Here is a 19,564-nt window from a genome sequence, read left to right on the forward strand (position 1 = left end):
ACCACCCCAACTCCCCGGAACCACAGCACCCTTGACCCGCGCACCCCGGTGATCCACCGGCCGCCCGGAACCGACTCGGCGGCGTCCCCTTCTGCCACCATGGTCCGCGCCCCGTCCCGGTGCCGGGAGCCGCCGCGCAGCGCAGCCGGCGTTCCGCTCCCCGCGCCCTCCTCCGCCGGGCCCTCCGGCTCGTCTCCGAGTAGCGCACTGTGTCTTCCTCGCCCGCCCGACGGCGGTACACCAGGTCGGCGGTGATCCAGCGGGCACCGGCGAGACCGGCGGTGTGGCGCTCCCAGTCGGTGGGCCGGCGGTCGGACGGCAGCGGCACGTCGATCCGCGCCGCGATCCCGGCGGTCGCGACACTCGCCCCGGCGAGGTCGAGGGCGAGGTCGTCGGCCCAGGTGGGCCCGGGTATCACGTCGTCGTCGAGGAACACGATCCACGGGACGTCCCCGGCGGCCCGCCATCCGGTGTTGCGGGCGGCGGCCGGTCCCCGCCCCCCGCCGGGCACCACGAGGGTGCGCGTGCGCAGCGACGGCGGGACGGCGGCGGTGAGCGGCACGCCGGCGGGGTCCGGGCGGTCGTCGACCACCACGACCCGTGCCGGGCCGGGACCGTCCGCCTCGGCCAGCGCCCGCAGGCACCGGGCCAGCGTGGGCCGGCCGAGCGTCGGCACCACCACGGCGTACTCCCCGCTCGGGGCGGCGGCCCCGGTCATCGCGCGGCCTCGCCTTCGCCCGGGCGGAAGAGATCGAGGGGGTCACCGGCCAGGGCCTGGCGGACGAAGGTCGGCACGGCGCGGCCGTCGTGGCCGCGCATCCGCGGGCCGTAGGTGTTGAACAGCCGCACGATGCAGGTGTCGGTGCCGTGGGAGTCCGCGTGGGCGGTGGTCGGCGCCTCGCCGAAGCGATTGGCCTCGTCGTAGACGCTGCGCGGTCCGACCGGGTTGACGTTGCCCCAGTACCGCTCGTCCTGCGGGTTCTGCCGCGGGTCGCCGTAGACCTCCGAGGTGGAGGCCAGGACGAAGCGGGCCCGGGCGTCCTGGGCGAGCCGCAGTGCGTTGCGGGTGCCGAGGCTGCCGGCCTCCAGGGTGTGCAGCGGCAGCCTCAGGTAGTCCGCCGGGGAGGCGGGGGAGGCGAAGTGCAGGACGAGATCGGGCCGCCGGTCGACCGGCAGCGCCTCGGCCACGTTCGCTTGTACGAGGGTGAAGCCGGGCCGTTCCAGCAGCGGCGCGACGTTCTCCGGGCGGCCGGTGCTCAGGTCGTCCACGCAGGTGACGGCGGAGCCCGCGGCCAGCAGGGCGGTGCACCGACGGGAGCCGACGAAGCCCGCGCCGCCGGTGACGACGACGTGCCCCCAGCTCCGGGGTATGGCGGTGGTCATGTCGCTCAGCCCTCCGTCGTCAGGCGCCGGTGCCGGGCCCGCACGGTGCGGCCGTCGACCCCTCGCCCAGCCTGGGCCGCGGCCCCGCGCAGGGCACGGCCGCCTACTGCAATCCGGTGAACCACGCAGCGCGAGCACGGTACGGAGGACGCCGTTCGCGCAGGTCGGAGGGAGTGCGCGAGCGGGGCCGCCCGACGCCGTCGGGCTCGGGGCGGTCCCCACGCGCGTAGCGCACCGCGGGGTCCCTGCTCGGACTGCCCACCACCGAGCGCCGGTCCGGGCCCCGGCGGCCACCGCCGGCGCCCGTTGCGGACCATCGCCAAGGAGGCCGGCATCTCGGTGGGGACGGCCCGGGACGGGCGGCAACGGGTGCGGGCCGGACGGAACCCGGTCCCTGACTCGCAGCGCCGCCCCGCCCGGGAGCCCGTCCCGTCCACCGTCGGCCCGGCTGCGGCGGCGCCGCACGGCACGGGCGGTGGCCTGCGCCAGGGGGCAGGCCGACCGCTCGCCGGGGCAGGCACGCGGCGCGTTGCGGGGGAGGGGGCGGCTCGGGCCGTCGGCCTGGCGCGGCGGCGCCTGAAGGAGAGCGTCGGGGAGGTTGCCGTGCGGGCAGCTACGTGGGTGGGTCAGTGGGTCGGGCGGCATGCCGGGGCCCCCTCCGCGCTCTCGCGAGTGCGGACAGCGGCCCCCGGGGCCTCCGGCCTTGTGGCGATGATGCCTGGCTGGGCGGCCCGCTCGGGGGTCGCGGTGGCACGAGTGCGGGTGGTGGGCGGCCTTCGGTCTGGCGGGCGGAGCCTGGTGGAGGGCGGTGCGGAGGTTGCCGTTCGGCAGGTCGGCGGGTGAGTGGGTGGGGGCGGGCGGCATGCCCGGAAGCCCACTTCGCGTGGTCGAGGGTGCCAGCGGTGGCCCGGGCCAACCGGCCGGCGGCCGGGGCGTGCGGGTCAGGCCGCGAGGGTGGTGTCGGCGCCGAGCCGGGCGTCGAGGGACGCGCGATGCAGCGCGGCCACCGGGGCGAGCAGATCGGGGTGCCGGAGGAGGGCCGAGGCGCGGCGGTCGGTCTCGTCGGGGCCGAGCAGCCGGCGGAACTCGCCCGCCGCGCCGGAGCCGAGGGCGCCCACCGCCTGCGAGGCCAGCGCCGGTTCGGCGAGCAGACAGGCCGCCCAGCTGGCCACGACCTCGTCGACCCACGTACGCCAGCCGTCCACGGAGACGCCCCCGTCCGCGTCCGCGCCGGTGACCCAGTCGAGCCGCGCCGAACCGCCCGGGCCCGCCACGGCCACCAGCGCCGCGTCCATCGCCGTGGGATACCGGAGCCGGGCCGCGACCGTCACCGCCTGCCGCGCCTGGACCTCGCACAGCGCGGCGGCCAGCGCCCCGCCGGGCGCGGGGAAGGAACGCGTCAGCCACTGCGCGGTCGCCGCGATGACCGGGGAGAGATCTGCCTGCATGGCCGGGCCGTCCGAATACCGTCGGGGTGAGGGACCGCACGGCACGCTAGCCGCCCCTCCGCCCCTCACGGCGTGACCCATGCCTCGTTCGGCGCGTGGTCTCGACCACACCCGTACGGGTGCCCCGCCCGCCCCCGGAGTATCCCGGCGTACCGGCCGGGCACCCGGCGGCCATGGGCGTACTCAGCCGCCCCCTCATCGACCGCACCCTGCCCCTGCTGGCCGAGGGCTACGCCTGGCTGCCCAACCGGATGCGCAGCGCCGCGGGACCCGTGGTGCGCACCCGGATCATGGGACGGCCCGCGCTCGCCCTGCGCGGGCCGGATGCCGTGCGCTTCTTAGCACGGCGCCGGCGGCCGCCCCCACGAGGGGCCGCCGCCGGCGCCGTACCGTCACCCGGTCACATCTTCTGCCACAGCGCCGGTGTGGCGGCGGGTGCCCACGTGCCCTGCGCCTGGTGGGTCTGGAGGCACTGGTAGGTGACCCCGTCGCGGGTCACGGTCGTCCCGGCCTCGTAGACCCGGCCCGCCGCCCAGGCCTGCGCGCCGTCCTCCGGCGCCGGTGCGGTCTGCGTTCCGGCGGTGACCAGCGTGAGCCCGAAGTCGCTCAGGATCGGGTTCACCGGCTGGTAGTACGTCGTGCCGCCGCTCGTGCAGTCACCGGAACCGCCGGAGGTGACGCCCTGCGCCTGCGAGCCCGTGACATACGGGCCGCCGGAGTCGCCCGGCTCGGCGCACACCGTCGTCCGGGTCAGCCCGTCGACCGTGCCCTCGGGGTAGCGCACGCTCGCGCCGTGCTGTTCGATCGTGCCGCAGTGCCATCCCGTGGTGGACCCGGACCGGCACACCGACGCCCCGACGAGGGCCTGGACCGAACCGGTGACCTGGACCTCCTGGCCGTCCTGCGCCTTCACGTCGGGCGTGGGCGTCCACTGGTCGTTGGTGGCCACCCACGCCATGTCCTTGCCGGGGAACGTGGAGGCCCGGAAGGTGCCCTGCGCGGTGCGGTCGTAGCCGGTGGTCGTCGCCCCCTGGCTGCCGCAGTGCCCGGCCGTGGCGAAGCCGCCCTGGCCGCCCTGGGTGACGGAGAAGCCGACGGAGCACCGCGCGGAGTCGTTGATGTAGTAGGCGTCACCACCCGTGATGTCCTGCAGCAGCCGCGGCCGTACCGTCGTCATGCGGATGCCGACGTCCTCACCCGTCAGGCCCGCGGCCTCGACGAAGGCGGTGCCCGCCTCCTGACTGGTCGCCTCCACCATGATCCGGTTGTTCGGCACGTCGATGTACCAGACGGGCGAGTCGAGCGTCGAGACGCGCGAGGCCGCCGCATCCAGCTTCGCCTTGGCCGCCCGCAGATCGGCCAGCGTCCGCTCCACCACCTCGGCCCGGGCGCCCTGGGCCTCGATCGCCGCCGTGTCCCCGGCGTCGGTGGTCGCGACCATGAGCTCCGCGGAGGTGTCGCCGCGCACCCAGGCACCGGCGAACCGCTCGCCCAGGGCGAGACGCAGCCGGCCCGCGCGGGTGCCGGCCTCCGCCTCGTTCACCAGCCGGTCGGAGGCCTGCTGCGCGTTCAGGCCCAGGTCGCGCTGGAGGGCGCCGAGCAGATGGGGCGACGGGCTGTCGGCGCCGACGGTCTGGGCCGCGGTGGGCGCCGGCTGCGACGCCGGCGTGGGATCGGCCGCCGCGGCGGAGGGAAGTCCGGCGAGGACGAGGGCGCCGAGTGCCGTGAGGGCGGACCGGCGCACGGCCCGGACATGACTGGGGACCATTCGGTACGTCTCCTTCGTTCGGGGCGGCGAAGCTGCCGATGAGGGCCTTTCCCGGCGCACCCGACCCGATGTCAGGACATGCCCCCGTTAGCGCGTTGGAGGCACCGATGGCCGCCATGTGCAGTACAGCCGTGCCGCGGCGGCACCCGGACGGGTCACACGGGCGTCAGACCCGGGGAGCCCGCCTCGGAGACGAAGGAGGCGGCCGTGGAGACCGGAGCGCCGGGAGTCGTCACGGCCGGGACGGTCCGGAAGTCGGCGCGGGCGTGCCGCCGGTTCAGTTCGACCAGGACATAGCCGCGCCGGCCGTCGTAGAACCTCAGGTGCGGATTGGCCCGCGTGTAGGTGTCCCAGTTGGCGGGGCGCTCGGCGCCGTTGCGGCCGCTGGACACGGAGGAGCAGGTCAGCTCCGTACCGAGGGCGCGGGAGCCGGGGTCGTCGAAGTCGTCCTTGATGTCGAAGGCGTAGGCGACATGGACGTCACCGGTGAGGATCAGCCAGTTGGCCACGCCGGCCGCCTTCGCGCCCGCGACGAGACGGTCGCGGTTGGCGCGGTAGCCGTCCCAGGCGTCCATCGACATCCTGGCCCCGGCGCCCAGGTCCAGCTTCCGCTGGGAGAAGCACACCTGCTGGGGCATCACGTTCCACAGCGCCGTCGAGGCTCCCCACCCGTCGAGCAGCCACCGCTCCTGGGCGTCCCCGGTGAGGCTGCGCGCCGGGTCGTCCGACTCCGGCCCGGGGACGTGCGGCGTGTCGTCGTAGGCCTGGTCGTCGCGGTACTGACGGGTGTCGAGAACGTCGAACTGGGCGAGCGTGCCCCAGCGCAGCCGGCGGTACAGCCGGGCGTCGGGGCCCTCGGGCAGCTGGTCCGCGCGCAGTGGCTGGTTCTCCCAGTAGGCGCGGTAGGCAGCGGCGCGGCGGGCCAGGAACTGCGCCGGGTCGCTGCCGTTCTCGTCGGCGGCGGCCGCGTAGTTGTTCTCGGTCTCGTGGTCGTCCCAGGTGACGACGAACGGGTGCGCGGCGTGCACCGCGCGCAGATCGGGGTCGCTCTTGTAGAGCGCGTACCGCATCCGGTAGTCCGCCAGGGTCGTCGTCTCCCGGTTGAACACGTCCGGCAGTACGACGTCGGTGTAGTCGCGGGCTCCGCCCGCGGAGTCGACGGCGTACTCGTAGAGGTAGTCGCCGAGGTGGAAGACCACGTCGACGTCCTCGCGGGCGAGATGGCCGTGCGCCGTGTAGTAGCCGTCGTGGTACGCCTGGCAGGCGACGGCGGCCAGCCGCAGGCTCGCGGTGGCGGCGCCGGCCGGGGGAGCGGTGCGGGTACGGCCGGCCGGGCTGATCCAGGCGCCCGTGCGGAAGCGGTAGTAGTAGTGGGTGCCGGGTTCCAGACCTGTCACGTCGGCGCGCACGCTGTGCGCGTACTCGGGGAGGGCGAGGGCGGTGCCGCTCCGCACGACCAGGGCGAAGCCCTCGTCGAGGGCGACCTCCCAGGAGACCTCCACGCGCTGCTGTCCCAGCCCGCCGTCCGGTGCGAACGGGGAAGGGGCGAGCCGGGTCCAGATGAGCACCGAGCCGGGCAGCGGATCCCCGGACGCGACCCCGAGGGTGAAGGGGTCCTCGGCGATCCGGGCCGCGTCGAGCCGGGGCGCGGCGAAGGCGCCGCGCGCGGGCAGGTTCGTGGTGAAGGCGAGGGCGGCGGCCGCGGCGGTGACGGTCAGGAAGCGACGGCGGGCCAGATGCCCCGCGGCGGCGCGCAGTTCGGCGTCGTGCGGGGTGGAGGCGAACGCGGACGACGGTCCGGGACGGCCCGACAGCGCCATCTGGGGTCCTCTCCTGGGGCGGATCGCGGGCAGTCCCGTTCTGCGGATGACCTGCCACGAGGCACGGAGCCTGCATGCTAAGCAGATGAAATACCCACAAAAGGCGCGCCGTGCGGGGTGTTCACCTGCAAGGCCCTACGCCGGTACCGCCCCGGACGGACCCGGGCGCCGCCGGTGACACCGACGGCGTCCGGGGCGGCGGGTGCGCTCAGCCGGTGCTCGCGCTCACCCGTTCGCGGACCGGCAGGTGGTAGACGTGGAAGGCACGGCCGATGACGGGCTGTGCGACGTTGCGCACCTTGACCCCAACCGTGGTCATGCCGTGCTCGGTACCGGCGTGCGCGTGCCCGTGCACCGCCAGGTCCGCGCCGGCCGTGTCGATCGCCTCGGCCAGCAGATAGCTGCCCAGGAACGGATAGATCTCCAGCGGCTCCCCGGCCAGGGTCTCCGGCACGGGGGAGTAGTGGGTGAGGGCGATCCGTATGTCGCAGCCCTCCCGGGCCAGGCCCTCGAGCGCGGACCGCAGACCGTCGGCGCAGCGCCGGGAGACCCGGACGAACTCCTTCATCACGGGCTCGCCGAACTCCCCGGCGCTGGCCCCGACGAACCCGCCGCCGAACCCCTTGGTGCCGGCCACCCCGACCCGTACGTCCCCCACCCGGACGACGGCCGACCCTCCCTCCAGGACCTCGGTCCCGGCCTCCCGCAACAGCTGGGTGACCTCGTCCTGCCGGTCGTCGTGGTGGTCGTGGTTGCCGAGCACCGCGACCACGGGCACTCCCAGGTCCCTGATCTCGTCGGCCACCACCCCCGCCTCCTCCAGGGTGCCGTGCCGGGTGAGGTCACCGGCCAGCAGCAGGAGGTCGGCGCACTCGGGCAGGGTGTCGAACGCCGGACGGAGCACACCCCGGGTCTCCGGGGCCATGTGGATGTCCCCGACGGCCGCGACGCGGATCATGACAGCTCCTCCGCGTGGTCGGGCGAGGAGGGCTCGCTGACCACGATGTCGCAGTGCACCTCGAGCCCCGCGAGCTCCTCGCGCACCGCGCTCAGGACGTCCTCGCGGCACCGGGCCGAGGGCACGGTCCCGGTGACCAGCACGGTCCCGCCGCGGACCTCGGCCCGCACGCCGAGCTCGCCCAGTTCGCCCCAGGCGAGCCGGTCCTGGAGGTGGGCGACGCGGTACTCCGGGCTCGGCGCGGCCTGGGGGCCGGCCGGCGAGCCGGCGTCATGGGTGCTCATCGGCGCTCCTTCCGCGGGCGTTCAGATGACCTTCAGGCGTTCCAGGAGGAAGAAGAAGGCGGCGGGCATCGGTTCGTCCCCGGTTTCCCGCCGTACCCGCTCCCAGTCGACCTTCTCCCGCAGGGCGCGGGCGATGGGCAGGACCGCCCCGAAGTCGCAGTGGTGCTCCGAGAACGCGGCCACCAGGCCGGACAGCAGATCCGTGGGGGCCAGGACCGGCATCCGTACCGACTCCACCGGCAGCTCCCGCGCCCGGTGCAGCATCTCGCCGGAGACGGGCCGGTGCGCCAGCTCGAAGATGATGTCCACGTCCTGGCCGAAGCAGGTCGCCTTGATCAGCCAGTCCTCGGGCGGTGTGTAGACCGTCAGACCGGCCTCGCGCAGCGTGGCGGCCACCGCCTCGGCGTCCTCCGGACGGACACAGAAGTCGACGTCGTGCTGGAGGTTCCCGCTGCCGCCGTGGGCGTGCACGGCGACACTGCCGGCCAGCGCGAAGAGGTGCCCGCCGCGCTTCAGCACGGCGCCCACCTGCTTGGCCGCCTCCAGGATGGCCTGATTGCGGTCGCGGGGCAGCTCCGGGCCGTCGTCGTCTGCGCGGGCGCGCGCCTCGCGCCGTACGCCGGGCGGCGGCACCTCGCCGCGCGCGTCCGAGGCCAGACGGAGGTCCGGGGCCGCCGGGCGCCGGGTGGGCGTCGCGTCCTCGCCGTTCTCCGTCATGACCACTCCCTTCGCCGGCCGGACGGTCCGTACGGCCGCTGAGCCCCGTCCTCGTCCCCCCGCGCCCGGGACTGCACCTAGTACCCGGCGTGTCCCTTCCGACACGGACACGGCGGGCAGAGGCGCGCGCTCCGGGCGGGCCCGCGCACCGCGCGAGGAGACCGGCTCGGGCGTACTGGAAAAGCGCGCGGGCCGGTCACCGCCCAAGATGGGGCGAAGGCAGGGAAGCCGATGGGCGGCCCTGAGGGATCCGCTCGTGGAGGTCGACATGGACCAGGACCCGTCTCGCTCGTCGGATCTTCCGCAGCCCCTGCGCACGGCCGTCTCGGGCCTGCGCCGGCTGCCGGGCGGGCACCGGCTGGAGAAGGCGGCCGGCGGCGCCCTCGAGGCCCTCGGCGCGCTGTCCCCGCGCGGGCGCCGGATCGCCGTCTACACGGGCGCCGGCGTGCTCGGCGTGGCCGGTCTCGTGGACTGGCCGGTCGCGGTCACCGGCGCGGCGGTCGCCTGGCTCACCCGGCCCCGCCCCACCGACCGGCCGGACGGCGAGCGCGCGGCCCCGTCGCCGGCCGACGCGCACGACCGGCCCGGAACGGCGGACACCGCCCTGAGGCAGGACGGGCCCGGCACGGCGGACTCCGCCCGGCCGTACGACCGCCGCGACGCGGACCGGCCCGCCGGCCCCGGCGACCGCCTCACCCCGCACCGCAACCGCGACGGCCGCACGGACCGCCCCGTGCACCAGCAGCCCGCGAAGGTGGGCGACACCGCCACGGCCGAGGGCCTCAAGCAGGTCGCCGAGGCCACCTCCCACCACGGCCCGTCCGACGGTCCCGCCCGGCCGCCCGCCGGCCGGCCCACCCGCTGAGCCACGAACACGGGACCCGCAGATGCTCACACGCTTCGACGTCGCCCCGCTCGCCGGTGCCGTCGCGGGAGCCGCCGCCGGCGCCGCCCGCGGCACCGCACAGGGCGTGACGTCCGTCCACGACACCACCCGCCGCCTGGGCCACGTCGCCCGCAACGCCCTCGGCCGGGACCGGCACTGGCGGGCCGGACACCGCGTCCACCTGGCCCTGCGCCACCCGGACGGCGGTGTCGCCCCGCTCGCCCGCAAGGCCGCCGCCGAACTGCTCACGCACCCGGACGTGCTGACCGCGTACTGGGACGAGGGACTGTCCCGCCTGGTGGTGACCGCCGTGACGGACGCGGCCGGCGACCGCGTGAGCGAGCACGCCGTCGCACTCGCCGCCCGCCTCGGCCTGACCGAGGACGCGGGCCCCGAGGAGGACGACGGGACCCCGCACCCCGGCGACCCCCGCGACGTGCGCATCGCCGCCGCCGCGCTGGCCCTGGACGCCGCCGGCGCGGCCGGTGCCCTCGCGGGCCGGGCGCTGCGCCTGCCCCGCACCCCCAAGGCGGTCACCGCCGGCGTGACCCTGCTGCGGGAGAACCCCCGCTTCCGTGCCCTGCTGCGGCAGCGGTTCGGCAGGAGCGGCATGGAGCTCCTCCTCGCCGCCGCCAACGCCGCCGCGCACGGCGCCTCACAGTCCCCGGTGGCCCTCGTCCTGGACGGACTGCTGCGCACCGGCCAGCTCACCGAGGCGACCGCCAGGGCCGCGGCCTTCGAGGCCCTGCACGACGACGTCTGCCTGGAGGACCGCACCAGCGTTCCCGGTCCCGCGGACATCCGCCCGCCCCTGCGGGTCACGCCCGCCCAGGCGTACGCGGCCCACGCCGGCACCGGCAGCGTCGTGGGAGCCGCCGCCACCCTCCTCGTCACGCACGACACCTCGGAGGCGGCAGAAGCGGTCCTGGCCGGATCCCCCAAGGCAGCGCGCTACGGCCCCGCCGCCTTCGACGCCCTGCTGGGCACCCACCTCGCCCGCACCGGCGTCCTGGTCCGCAGCGGGGACCGGCTGCGGCAACTGGAGTTCGCCGACTCCCTGGTGCTCCACGCCGAGGCCCTGCGCGGCCCCGTGCAGCCCGCCGACGCCGTGTTCGAGGACCCCGTCGACCCCTGGGCCGAGGCCGTCCTCGACGCGGCCCGCCGGGCGGGGCTGTATGTCGTGGTCACCGGCGGCTCCGAGCTGAAGGACATCACCCGGCTCGCCGACGAGGTCGCCCCCGCCGACCTGCCGTTCGGCGACGTCGTACGGGCCCTGCAGAACGACGGGCACATCGTGGTGAGCGTCGCCCGTGCGGCCGCGCACGGGGACGGCGACAGCGCGGACGGACTGCCCGCGGGCGACGTGGCGATCGCCCTCACCGACCGGCGCTCGGCCATCACCTGGGGTGCCGACGCGCTCGCCCCGAACGGACTGCCCGACGTGTGGCGCCTGCTGACCGCGATCCCGCCGGCCCGCCGGGTCGGCCGCCGCTCCCAGACACTCGCCCGCGCGGGCGCCGCCCTGTCCGGTCTCCTGGTGGCCCGCGGCGGCACCCCCAGGGGTCCGCTCTGGCAGCGGCTCACCCGGCACGCCCCGGTGAACATCGCCGCCGCGGCCGCCCTGCTCACCGGCTGGACCGAGGCAGTGGGCGTGGCCCGCGCCACGCCGCCCGAGCCCCGGCTGCACGTGCCCTGGCACGCCCTGGAGACGCACCAGGCGCGCGCACTGCTGCGCCACACCCGCACCGACGCCGAGCCCGAAGGACTCGCCCTGCTCGCCGGCCGGGCCCGGCAGCGGGCGGCGCGGCTCGCCCGCACGCCCGCCCTCGCCCCCGCCCGCTGGACCGGTCAGGCGGCGGGTGCCGTCCGCCGCGAACTCGACGACCCCCTCACCCCCGTCCTGGCCACCGGCGCCCTCGCCTCGGCGCTGCTCGGCTCGCTCGTCGACGCGCTGCTGGTGGTCGGCGCCATGGACATCAACGCGGTGGCCGGCGGACTGCAGCGGCTGCGCGCCGAACGGGCCCTGGCCCGGCTGGCCGCCCGGCAGCAGCCCAAGGCGCGCCGGGTCATCCGCGGCGGCACGGTCACCGTCGACGCCGCACGGCTGCGGCCGGGGGACCGGATCGGCATCGGCGCCGGCGACGTCGTACCGGCGGACGCCCGGCTGCTGGAGGCGGACGGGCTGGAGGTCGACGAGTCGTCCCTCACCGGCGAGTCCCTGCCCGTCACCAAGGATGTGGCGCCGACGCCCGGCGCGCCGGTTCCCCGGCGGACCTGCATGGTCTTCGAGGGCACCACCGTGGTGGCGGGCCGGGCCGAGGCGCTCGTGGTCGACACCGGTGACCGCACCGAGGCGGGCCGCGCCGTCGCCCTGGCCGCGCGCACGCCGCCGCCCGCCGGCATCCAGGCGCGCCTGCGGGAGCTGACCCGCAAGGCCCTGCCCGTCACCCTCACCGGCGGCGCGCTGGTGACCGGGCTCTCCCTGCTGCGCGGCAGCCCGCTGCGGCGTGCCGTCAGCGGCGGTGTCGCCGTGGCCGTCGCCGCCGTGCCCGAGGGGCTGCCGCTGGTCGCGACCGTCGCCCAGATGGCCGCCGCCCGGCGGCTCTCCCGGCGCGGCGTGCTGGTGCGCACCCCGCGCACCCTGGAGGCGCTGGGCCGGGTCGACACCGTCTGCTTCGACAAGACCGGCACGCTCACCGAGAACCGGCTCCGCCTGGTCCGGGTGGCCACGGCCGACGGCACCGTCCTCGCCCCGGGTGCCGAGGACGCCGTACCGGTCGTGCGCATGGCCGCGCGCGCCTGCCCCCAGGAGGAGACGGCCGATGGCCGCCGGGTCGCGCACGCCACCGACGAGGCGGTGCTCGACGCCGCCCCGGCCGACGACACCTGGATCCCCGCGGGCGAGCTGGCCTTCGAGGCGAGCCGCGGGTACGCGGCGGCGGTCGGCCGTGACGGCGACGCGGACGCCGGAGCGCTCCTCGTCGTCAAGGGCGCCCCGGAGACGGTCCTTCCCGCCTGCCGGGACCTGCCCGACGAGGCGGCCGGGACGGCCCACAGGCTGGCCGCACAGGGGCTGCGCGTCCTCGCCGTCGCCCGGCGCCCGTGCCGGGCGGCCGACCCGGACGCCGAGCTCGAAGCCGGGCTCGGCGACCTGGAGTTCACCGGGCTGATCGCCCTGGCGGACGTCCCCCGCGACACCTCACAGGAGCTGCTCACCACACTGCGCCGGACCGGCATCCTGCCCGTCATGCTCACCGGCGACCACCCGGAGACCGCCCGCGCCATCGCCCTCCAGCTGGGCTGGCCGGAGGGCACGTCTGTGGTCACCGGCGACGAACTGGTCGCCATGGGCAGGGCCGACCGGGTGCGCGCGCTGCACGGCGCCGGAGTCGTCGCCCGCGTCGCACCCGAGCAGAAACTCCACGTCGTGGAGGCCCTGCAGCAGGCAGGCCGGGTGGTGGCGATGGCGGGCGACGGCGCCAACGACGCCGCCGCCATCCGCGCCGCCGACGTGGGCGTCGGCATCGAGGCCCGCGGTTCCGCGGCCGCCCGCAACGCCGCCGACATCGTGCTCACCACCGGCGACCTCTCCGTGCTGGTGGACGCGGTGGCCGAGGGCCGCGCGCTGTGGCGCAGCGTCGCCGACGCCGTGAGCATCCTCATCGGCGGCAACGCCGGCGAGGTCGGCTTCAGCGTGCTGGGCACCCTGCTGTCCGGGTCCTCACCGCTGTCGACCCGTCAGCTGCTCCTGGTCAACCTGCTCACCGACATGTTCCCGGCCATGGCGGTGGCGGTGACACCGAGCGACGACCCGTCGACCGCCGTGCCCGCCGCGACCGGCCCGATGGGCCTCGACGTGCTCGGTACACCGCTGCTGCGCTCGATCCGCCGCCGGGGCGTGACGACCTGCCTCGGCGCGGTCGCCGCCTATTTGACCGGCCGTCTCACCCCCGGCACGGAACGCCGCTCCACCACGATGGCCCTGTGCGGCGTGGTGGGCGCCCAGCTGGTGCAGACCCTCTCCGGACGCCGCCACAGCCCTCTGGTGTGGGTGACGGCCCTGGGCTCCGCGGCGGTGCTGGCGGCCCTGGTCCAGACACCGGTGGTCAGCCACTTCTTCGGGTGCACCCCGCTGGGTCCGGTGGCATGGCTCGGCGTCGCCCTGGCCATCACCCTGTCGGTCCTGGCCCCGCGCCTGGAACGCCTCGAAGCGGTGCGTCGCCTGTACGACCTCGCGTCCCGTCTCGCCCTGCGCCTCGGCGACTCCGCACGGCAGACCCGCCACCTGCTGGGCAGCGGCATCGCGCGGCCGGTGGCGTGAGGCGTGAGCGGCGGGCCGGTGGGGCTTGAGCGGCGGACCGGTGGGGCCGTGAGCGGCGGGCCGTCACCTGCCCACCGGGTCGCCCTCGGCGCCGTCGGACCGGGTGCGCATCATCAGATGCCCGCCGTGCCGCAGTTCCGTGCCCGCGTGGAGGAGCGCCGCCTCCTCGCCCGTGCGGGCGTCGACGACGTGGACATGGCCGTGGCCGCCCCGTGTGACCGCCACCCAGCCGGCGCCGGGTGAGGCCGCCACCGCGCGGCGCTGGACATCCTCCCAGGGGCTGCCGCCCCGGCGCGGCGCGCCGTCCATGGGGGGCAGCGGGCAGCGGCGCAGGCCCCCGCCGGTGTGCAGCAGGATCAGTTCGTCGCCGTCGGGGTGGATCCGGGCGAACACCGCGTGGTCGCGCGCGAGAGCCAGCCGGAAGACCAGTCCGGAGCCCAGTGCGGTCAGGTCCGTGCGGCCGGACTCCAGGTCGTGGCGCCAGGCGTGGTTGGTCCACTCCGGCCAGCGCACCGGGTCCGGCGGTCCGCCTCGCACGGTCGACCACAGGGCCCGCCGTACCGGGTCCAGGCGCAGGTACCAGCCCCGGCCGGGCGCCTCCCACGGGATCGGCGGACCCGGTACGAGCGTGCCGCCGTCCCTGTGCGCCCGGTGCACGCCCGCTCCCGTGGCCGCGAAGACGGCGCCGTGCACGGGGTCCTGGGCGTCGCCGTGTCCGTCGGACGGCAGCGGCAGTTCGGTGAGCGGCGTGGCCGGCGGGCAGCCGGGCGGGGCGCCGAGCAGGTCGGCGAAGCGGTGGACGGCCAGGGCCCCGGGCGCGCGGTGCCGCAGGACGACCAGGGGCTCCTCGCCGCCCAGCACCGTGGCTCCCGGCTCGTCGGCCCGGGTACGCGCCCGGGCCGCGTCGCCCGTGGCGAGATCCACCACCGTGACCAGGTCCGACCACGGCGTGGAGTTCCTCCCGAGCCCGGTGGTGACGGCAACCCACCGGCCCGAGGGGTCAGCGGCGAGATGTTCGGCGGGGACCGCGACGGGCACCGCGGCGGTGACGAGGTCGCCGCCGAACGGGTCGAGCACCAGGAGCTCGCCCCTGCGGTCGTCCACGCAGGCCACCCTGCCGTGGGGGAGGGCCAGGAACCCGGCGTGCTCGGAGAGGTGACGCCCGGTCAGCCGATGGACCTCGGTGCCGTCCGGCACCGTCAGGACGCGCACCACCCCCTCGACGTGGGCGGAGACGAGCAGCAGCGGAACGTCGGTCATGGGGCCTCCCGGCCGTCAGGGTGAACTTTTGAAAATGATAATCATGTATCTTCATGGCGTTCCGGACCCCCTGAGAAGAAGCGAGGGCTGCCATGCTGCGCTCACGAACCTGGATCGCCGCCGTCCTGGCCGCGTCCGTCCTGGCCGGATGCGGATCATCCGCCGAACCGGCGGCCGAGGCGAAGGCCGGCGAGGCCACCGTCGACGTCACCGTGCAACCCATCGAGCCGGCCCGGCAGGTGACCGACGCGAACGGCGTGAAGATCTCCCTGCCCGAGGAACCCCGGCGCATCGTCTGCCTGTTCGCGCTGTGCGACGACATCCTGACCGAACTGGGCATCGTCCCGGCCGCCACCAACAACGCGCTCCTCGCCCAGGAGGACTTCCTGGGCGAGGAGCGGGCCAGGACGGTCCCCGTCGTCCCGGGCGGGTTCATCGCGCCCGAGGTGGAGGCGATCCTCTCCCATGAACCCGATCTCGTGATCGGCCTGGAGGACACCCACGGCAAGCTCGCCCCGGCGCTGAAGGGCGCCACCACCTTCTGGCCCATGCAGCCGGAGACCTGGCAGGACAGCGTGGCCTATCTGCGCGACGTCGCCGCGCTCACCGGCCGTACGAAGGAGGGGGAGCGGGCCGAGAAGACGTTCCGCACCAAGCTGGCCGCGGCGCAGCGGAACAGCAGCGACCGCACCGCGCTGATCATCTACGGCAGCGACGAGAACTTCGGCGTCGCGACCCCCGAGGGCGACGCCGCCGCCAGCATGTTCCCGATGATCGCCGACTACCCCTGGAAGTCGCGCGGCGTGCAGGGCAGTTACAGCATGGAGGAGATACTCGTCCGGGACGTCGACGTGCTGTTCGTCGAGACCATGAGCTTCGGCGAGACGGACGGCACCCTGTCGGACAAGCTGTCCGAGAACCCCCTGTGGAACAAGATCCCGGCCGTGCGCAACGGCGACGTGCACGAGGTGAACTCCGAGGTGTGGGCCAAGGGGCGCGGGACGCGTTCGCTGGGCATCGTTCTCGACGAGGCCACGGCCGCGCTGCGGTGAGCGCTCCCGCCTCCACGCAGGACGCGCGGCCGGCCCTTCCGCCGCCCGTACGGCACCGGCGGCAACTGCCCGTCGTCCTCGCCCTGCTGGCTGTCGCGTCGGTGTGCGCCCTGACCCTGGGCACCCCGTACATCCCCCTCCACCGGCTCCCCGCCGCACTGTCCGAGGGTGACGGCACACTCGCCGGGATCGTCGTCGGCGAACTCCGGCTGCCCCGGCTCGTGTTGGCGCTGCTCGCCGGTGCGTGCCTGGGCGCGGCGGGGCTGGTGCTCCAGGAGGCGCTGCGCAATCCGCTGGCCGTCCCCGAGATGCTGGGTGTCTCCTCCGGGGCCGCGCTCGGGGTCGCCGCGCCGCTGGTCCTGGCGGTGACGGTGCCGGCCGCGGTGCAGCCCCTGCTGGCCATCGGCGGCGCCGCGCTCGGCGGCGCGCTGACCCTGCTCGCCGCCGGGCTGGGACGGAGCCCGTCGGCGGTGCTGCTCACGGGAGCGGCGGTCGCTGCGGCCCTGCAGGCCGCGCTGCTGGTGCTGATGGTGATGGCCGATCAGCTGGACCTCCAGCTCATCTACCGATACCTCCTCGGCTCGCTGTCCGCCCGCACCTGGGACGACGTGACCGGGCTGTGGCCCTGGCTGCTGGTCGCCCTGCCCGCGCTCGTGCTGTGCGCACCGGTGCTGTCGGTGCTGCGGCTGGGGGACGCCGACGCCGAGGCGCTGGGTGTGCGCGCCGCGCGGGCCCGCTTCGGGGCGCTCGCCATCGCCGTCGTGCTGATCGCGCCCGTGACGGCGGTGTGCGGCCCGGTGGCCTGGGTCGGCTTCCTCGCCCCGCATCTGGCCCGGTGGGCGCTTCCGGCGTCGCACGCGGTGCGGTGGCTGCCCTGGTCTGCGGCATGGGGGGCCGTCGTGGTGGCGGTCGCCGACATCCCGGCCCGGCTGGCCCTCGCCCCCGTGGAGACCCCGGTCGGGGCCTGGACGGCTCTGCTCGGCGTGCCCGCGGGCGTGGCCCTCCTGCGCTCCGGAAACCGCCGCCCGGGCCGACCACGTGGCAAGGGTGCGAGGGGCACGGCCGGACTCTTGCCCGCCCAGCAACTCCCCGCGACTGAGCACCCCCTCACCACGTCCCGGACCGTGCCTCGGGCCGCGTCGGCCGGTGCGGGCGGTGCCGGTGACGGCGGCGCAGCCGGCTCCCCGGAGCGCACGCACACCGCTCCGTCGGCCGGCGGCGACGGGCCGGGCCCCGCTGACGGGACCGGCCTGGCCGACGCCGACGCCGGAGCCGACCGGCCGTCCGTCGGCCGCCTCCCAGTCGCCATGACTGCCGCCGGGCGCCCACCGGCAGGGGCCCATCCGCTCCAGGACGGGCCGGACGAGGCAGCCGTCGTCGGCGACGGCCGGGCGTCCGGCGCCGGTGACGGGCCGGGCGGCTGCGCGAGGAACGCACCCCTCGCACCGCCCGCCGGGGCGGGCGAGGTTGGTGAACCACCGGGTGACGGCGGGGCGGACGGCCGTGCGGAGGGCGCGTCCGCCGCGCAATCGGGCGGGGCGGTCGCCGGACCGGATGCGGAGGGGACCCGGTGACCCGCAGATTCATCGTCGTCGTCGCGCTCGTCGTCGTGTGCGCCGGTGCGGAACTCGTGGCCGGGCGGGGCATGTCGCCGGCCGCCGTCGTGGACGTCGTCACCGGGGGAGGCGGCCCCACCGAGCGGCACATCCTCCTCCAACTGCGCCTGCCCCGCCTGCTGGTGGCCCTCGGGGCGGGAGCGTGCCTGGGCGTCGCCGGACTGGTGCTCCAGTCGGCCCTGCGCAACCCGCTCGCCGGGCCGGAGGTCACGGGCGTGACGCCGGGAGCCGTGCTCGGCGCCGTCACCGCCACCGGCCTGGGGCTCGCCGGCTGGGAGTCGCCCCTGGCCGTGGTCGTCGCGGCCTGCCTGGGCGGCTGTGCCGGCGCGGCGCTCCTGTGGCTGCTCGCCGGGCGCGGCGCCGCCGACCCGGCGCAGACCGCGGTGCATGGCGTGCTCGTCTCCGCCGTGCTGGGCGGTCTCACCGCCATGGTGCTGCTGGTGGCCCCCGGCGAACTGGGCAGCGTCGTCCAGTGGCTGGTCGGCACCACGGAGGGCCGCGTGTGGCAGCACTGGCATCTGCTGTGGCCCTGGGCGCTGTTCTGGACGTCCGCGGCCTGGCTGCTGGCCGGTCCGCTGACCCTGCTGCGCTGCGGCGACGAGATGGCGAGCGCGGCCGGTCTGTCCACCCGCGGGGCCCGCAGGCTCGCCCTGCTGTGCGCGGTCGCGCTGACCTCCGGCGCGGTCGCCGCCGTCGGCGCGCTGGGTTTCGTCGGGCTGCTCGTACCGCATCTGGCGATCGCCGTCTTCGGTGCCGACCTGCGCAGCTCCCTGCCCGGCGCCGCCCTCGTCGGGGCGCTCGTGGTGTGCGGGGCAGACGCGGCGGCCCAGCTGCTCTCCCGGCTGTCGGCGACGGTCCTGGACGCCGCGTCGCTCACCCTGCCGGTCGGCGCGCTCACCACCTGCGCCGGGGCCGCGGTGCTGCTGATCGTCGTCCGCCGCACGCCGGACCGGACGTTCTGATGTCGACCAGAGACGGACGAAGGACACACGCATGACCGAATCCCTGGGGATCCACGTCGAAGGGGTCCATTTCGGCTACCCCGGCCGGCCCGTGCTGCGCGGTGTCGACCTGGTGGTGCGGCCCGGCGAGCTGACCGCCCTCATCGGTCTCAACGGCTGCGGCAAATCCACCCTGTTGCGGCTGGCCGCGGGCCTGTTGCGGCCGGCGCGCGGCCGCGTGCTGCTCGGCGGGGACGACCTCGCCCGGCTGTCGCGCCGGGAGGCCGCCCGGCGGGTCGCGCTGCTGCACCAGTCGGCACCCGCCGTCCCCGGCATGACCGTGGGCCAACTCGTGCGCCAGGGACGGTACGCGGCCCGTGGCCCGCTCGGCATGCTGCGCGAGGGCGACGACGACGTGGTGCGCCGGGCGCTGCGGGACGTGGGCGTGGAGTCGTGGGCGGAGCGCCCGGTGGACGCGCTGTCCGGGGGCGAGCGCCAGCGGGTCCGGCTGGCGACGGCGCTCGCCCAGGACACCCGGATCCTGCTGCTCGACGAGCCGACCACCTACCTCGATCTGCACCATCAGCTCGACGTGCTCGGGACCGTGGTGCGGCTGCGCGAGGAGCGCGGACTGACGGTGGTGATGGTGCTGCACGACCTCGCCCACGCCGCCCGGTTCGCCGAACGGATCGTGGCGCTGCGCGACGGCCGTGTGGTGGCCGACGGGCCACCCGGGGAGGTGGTGACCCCCGGGCTGCTCGCGGACGTGCTCAACGTGGCGGGCCGGGTCGGCCGCGATCCCGAGGGCGGCTGGCCGGTGTGTTACCCAGATCACCCTCTCCCAGGGGTGGAATATGAAAATCATATTCATTAGTGTTCGGTGTGGTGGCGGTCGGCCGGCCGCCGCAATTCCCCCTCTCAGAAGGAGAGTTCATGGACAACGAGCAGGTCTTCGCGCCCATCGCCGACCCGGGTCAGCTGGCCCACGACTCGGCCTCCCACTCCAACGCCCTCGTCGAGAACCCCTTCGACGACACCGAGGAGTAAGCGAGGGGGATCACCCCCGACCGTGGGCCCGCCCGTCACGTTCCGGGCGGGCCCACGCCCTTG

General features: G+C 76.0%; 14 protein-coding genes and 3 pseudogenes. 8 read left to right on the plus strand and 9 right to left on the minus strand.

Annotated elements, in window-relative coordinates; translation table 11 throughout:
• Positions 1 to 142: 142 nt before the first annotated feature.
• The 3 genes and pseudogenes from AC5L3C_RS34915 to AC5L3C_RS34925 all read right to left on the minus strand — a co-directional run.
• Positions 143 to 718 (minus strand): annotated as a pseudogene (locus AC5L3C_RS34915) (glycosyltransferase family 2 protein); the annotation flags it as partial.
• Positions 718 to 1,383: pseudogene (locus tag AC5L3C_RS34920) on the minus strand (NAD-dependent epimerase/dehydratase family protein); the annotation flags it as partial. The pseudogenes AC5L3C_RS34915 and AC5L3C_RS34920, both read right to left, overlap by 1 nt.
• A 941-nt stretch (positions 1,384 to 2,324) precedes the next feature.
• Positions 2,325 to 2,831 (minus strand): hypothetical protein, encoded by a 507-nt coding sequence (locus tag AC5L3C_RS34925; RefSeq protein WP_125509391.1) that lies wholly within the window; start codon positions 2,829 to 2,831, stop codon positions 2,325 to 2,327.
• Between the two features lie 95 nt (positions 2,832 to 2,926).
• On the opposite strand from AC5L3C_RS34925, the gene AC5L3C_RS34930 reads away from it, so the two are divergent.
• On the plus strand, positions 2,927 to 3,310 hold the full coding sequence (locus AC5L3C_RS34930; protein WP_493653094.1) for a hypothetical protein: 384 nt from the start codon (positions 2,927 to 2,929) through the stop codon (positions 3,308 to 3,310).
• On the opposite strand, the gene AC5L3C_RS34935 is transcribed toward AC5L3C_RS34930, so the two are convergent.
• The 5 genes from AC5L3C_RS34935 to AC5L3C_RS34955 all read right to left on the minus strand — a co-directional run bounded on the left by AC5L3C_RS34935 (position 3,232) and on the right by AC5L3C_RS34955 (position 8,378).
• Positions 3,232 to 4,599, minus strand: coding sequence for a trypsin-like serine protease (locus tag AC5L3C_RS34935; protein ID WP_125509393.1), 1,368 nt, complete (start codon positions 4,597 to 4,599; stop codon positions 3,232 to 3,234). The two genes, AC5L3C_RS34930 and AC5L3C_RS34935, sit on opposite strands and share 79 nt — an antisense overlap.
• 155 nt (positions 4,600 to 4,754) lie before the next feature.
• Positions 4,755 to 6,419 (minus strand): alkaline phosphatase D family protein, encoded by a 1,665-nt coding sequence (locus tag AC5L3C_RS34940; protein WP_493653095.1) that lies wholly within the window; start codon positions 6,417 to 6,419, stop codon positions 4,755 to 4,757.
• 208 nt (positions 6,420 to 6,627) lie between these two features.
• Entirely contained in the window at positions 6,628 to 7,377 is a 750-nt protein-coding gene (locus AC5L3C_RS34945) for a metallophosphoesterase family protein (RefSeq protein WP_493653096.1), read from the minus strand.
• Positions 7,374 to 7,661 (minus strand): BON domain-containing protein, encoded by a 288-nt coding sequence (locus AC5L3C_RS34950; RefSeq protein ID WP_493653097.1) that lies wholly within the window; start codon positions 7,659 to 7,661, stop codon positions 7,374 to 7,376. Before AC5L3C_RS34950 ends, AC5L3C_RS34945 begins: the two co-directional genes overlap by 4 nt.
• 21 nt (positions 7,662 to 7,682) lie before the next feature.
• Positions 7,683 to 8,378: a nucleotidyltransferase family protein gene (locus AC5L3C_RS34955; RefSeq protein WP_493653098.1), complete on the minus strand. Its 696-nt coding sequence runs from the start codon at positions 8,376 to 8,378 to the stop codon at positions 7,683 to 7,685.
• 268 nt (positions 8,379 to 8,646) lie between these two features.
• On the opposite strand from AC5L3C_RS34955, the gene AC5L3C_RS34960 reads away from it, so the two are divergent.
• On the plus strand, positions 8,647 to 9,243 hold the full coding sequence (locus AC5L3C_RS34960; RefSeq protein WP_493653099.1) for a hypothetical protein: 597 nt from the start codon (positions 8,647 to 8,649) through the stop codon (positions 9,241 to 9,243).
• Positions 9,244 to 9,265: 22 nt separating this feature from the next.
• Positions 9,266 to 13,585: a cation-translocating P-type ATPase gene (locus AC5L3C_RS34965; RefSeq protein ID WP_493653100.1), complete on the plus strand. Its 4,320-nt coding sequence runs from the start codon at positions 9,266 to 9,268 to the stop codon at positions 13,583 to 13,585.
• Between the two features lie 63 nt (positions 13,586 to 13,648).
• Here the strand turns inward: AC5L3C_RS34965 and AC5L3C_RS34970 are convergent, their stop codons facing one another.
• A complete protein-coding gene (locus AC5L3C_RS34970) occupies positions 13,649 to 14,845 on the minus strand; it encodes a hypothetical protein (RefSeq protein WP_493653101.1) in 1,197 nt (398 codons plus the stop codon).
• Positions 14,846 to 14,937: 92 nt separating this feature from the next.
• Here AC5L3C_RS34970 and AC5L3C_RS34975 point away from each other — a divergent pair, with 92 nt between their 5' ends.
• The 5 genes and pseudogenes from AC5L3C_RS34975 (at position 14,938) to amiA (ending at position 19,501) form a co-directional block, all read left to right on the plus strand.
• Positions 14,938 to 15,897 (plus strand): ABC transporter substrate-binding protein, encoded by a 960-nt coding sequence (locus AC5L3C_RS34975; protein WP_493653102.1) that lies wholly within the window; start codon positions 14,938 to 14,940, stop codon positions 15,895 to 15,897.
• Positions 15,898 to 15,983: 86 nt separating this feature from the next.
• Positions 15,984 to 16,949 (plus strand): annotated as a pseudogene (locus tag AC5L3C_RS34980) (FecCD family ABC transporter permease); the annotation flags it as partial.
• A gap of 518 nt (positions 16,950 to 17,467) precedes the next feature.
• A complete protein-coding gene (locus AC5L3C_RS34985; RefSeq protein ID WP_493653103.1) occupies positions 17,468 to 18,475 on the plus strand; it encodes a FecCD family ABC transporter permease in 1,008 nt (335 codons plus the stop codon).
• 31 nt (positions 18,476 to 18,506) lie between these two features.
• Positions 18,507 to 19,328 (plus strand): ABC transporter ATP-binding protein, encoded by an 822-nt coding sequence (locus AC5L3C_RS34990; RefSeq protein WP_493653104.1) that lies wholly within the window; start codon positions 18,507 to 18,509, stop codon positions 19,326 to 19,328.
• A gap of 59 nt (positions 19,329 to 19,387) precedes the next feature.
• Positions 19,388 to 19,501, plus strand: coding sequence for a streptamidine family RiPP (gene amiA / locus AC5L3C_RS34995; RefSeq protein ID WP_240661371.1), 114 nt, complete (start codon positions 19,388 to 19,390; stop codon positions 19,499 to 19,501).
• Positions 19,502 to 19,564 lie beyond the last annotated feature (63 nt).

The sequence above is a fragment of the Streptomyces speibonae genome, from assembly GCF_984686075.1.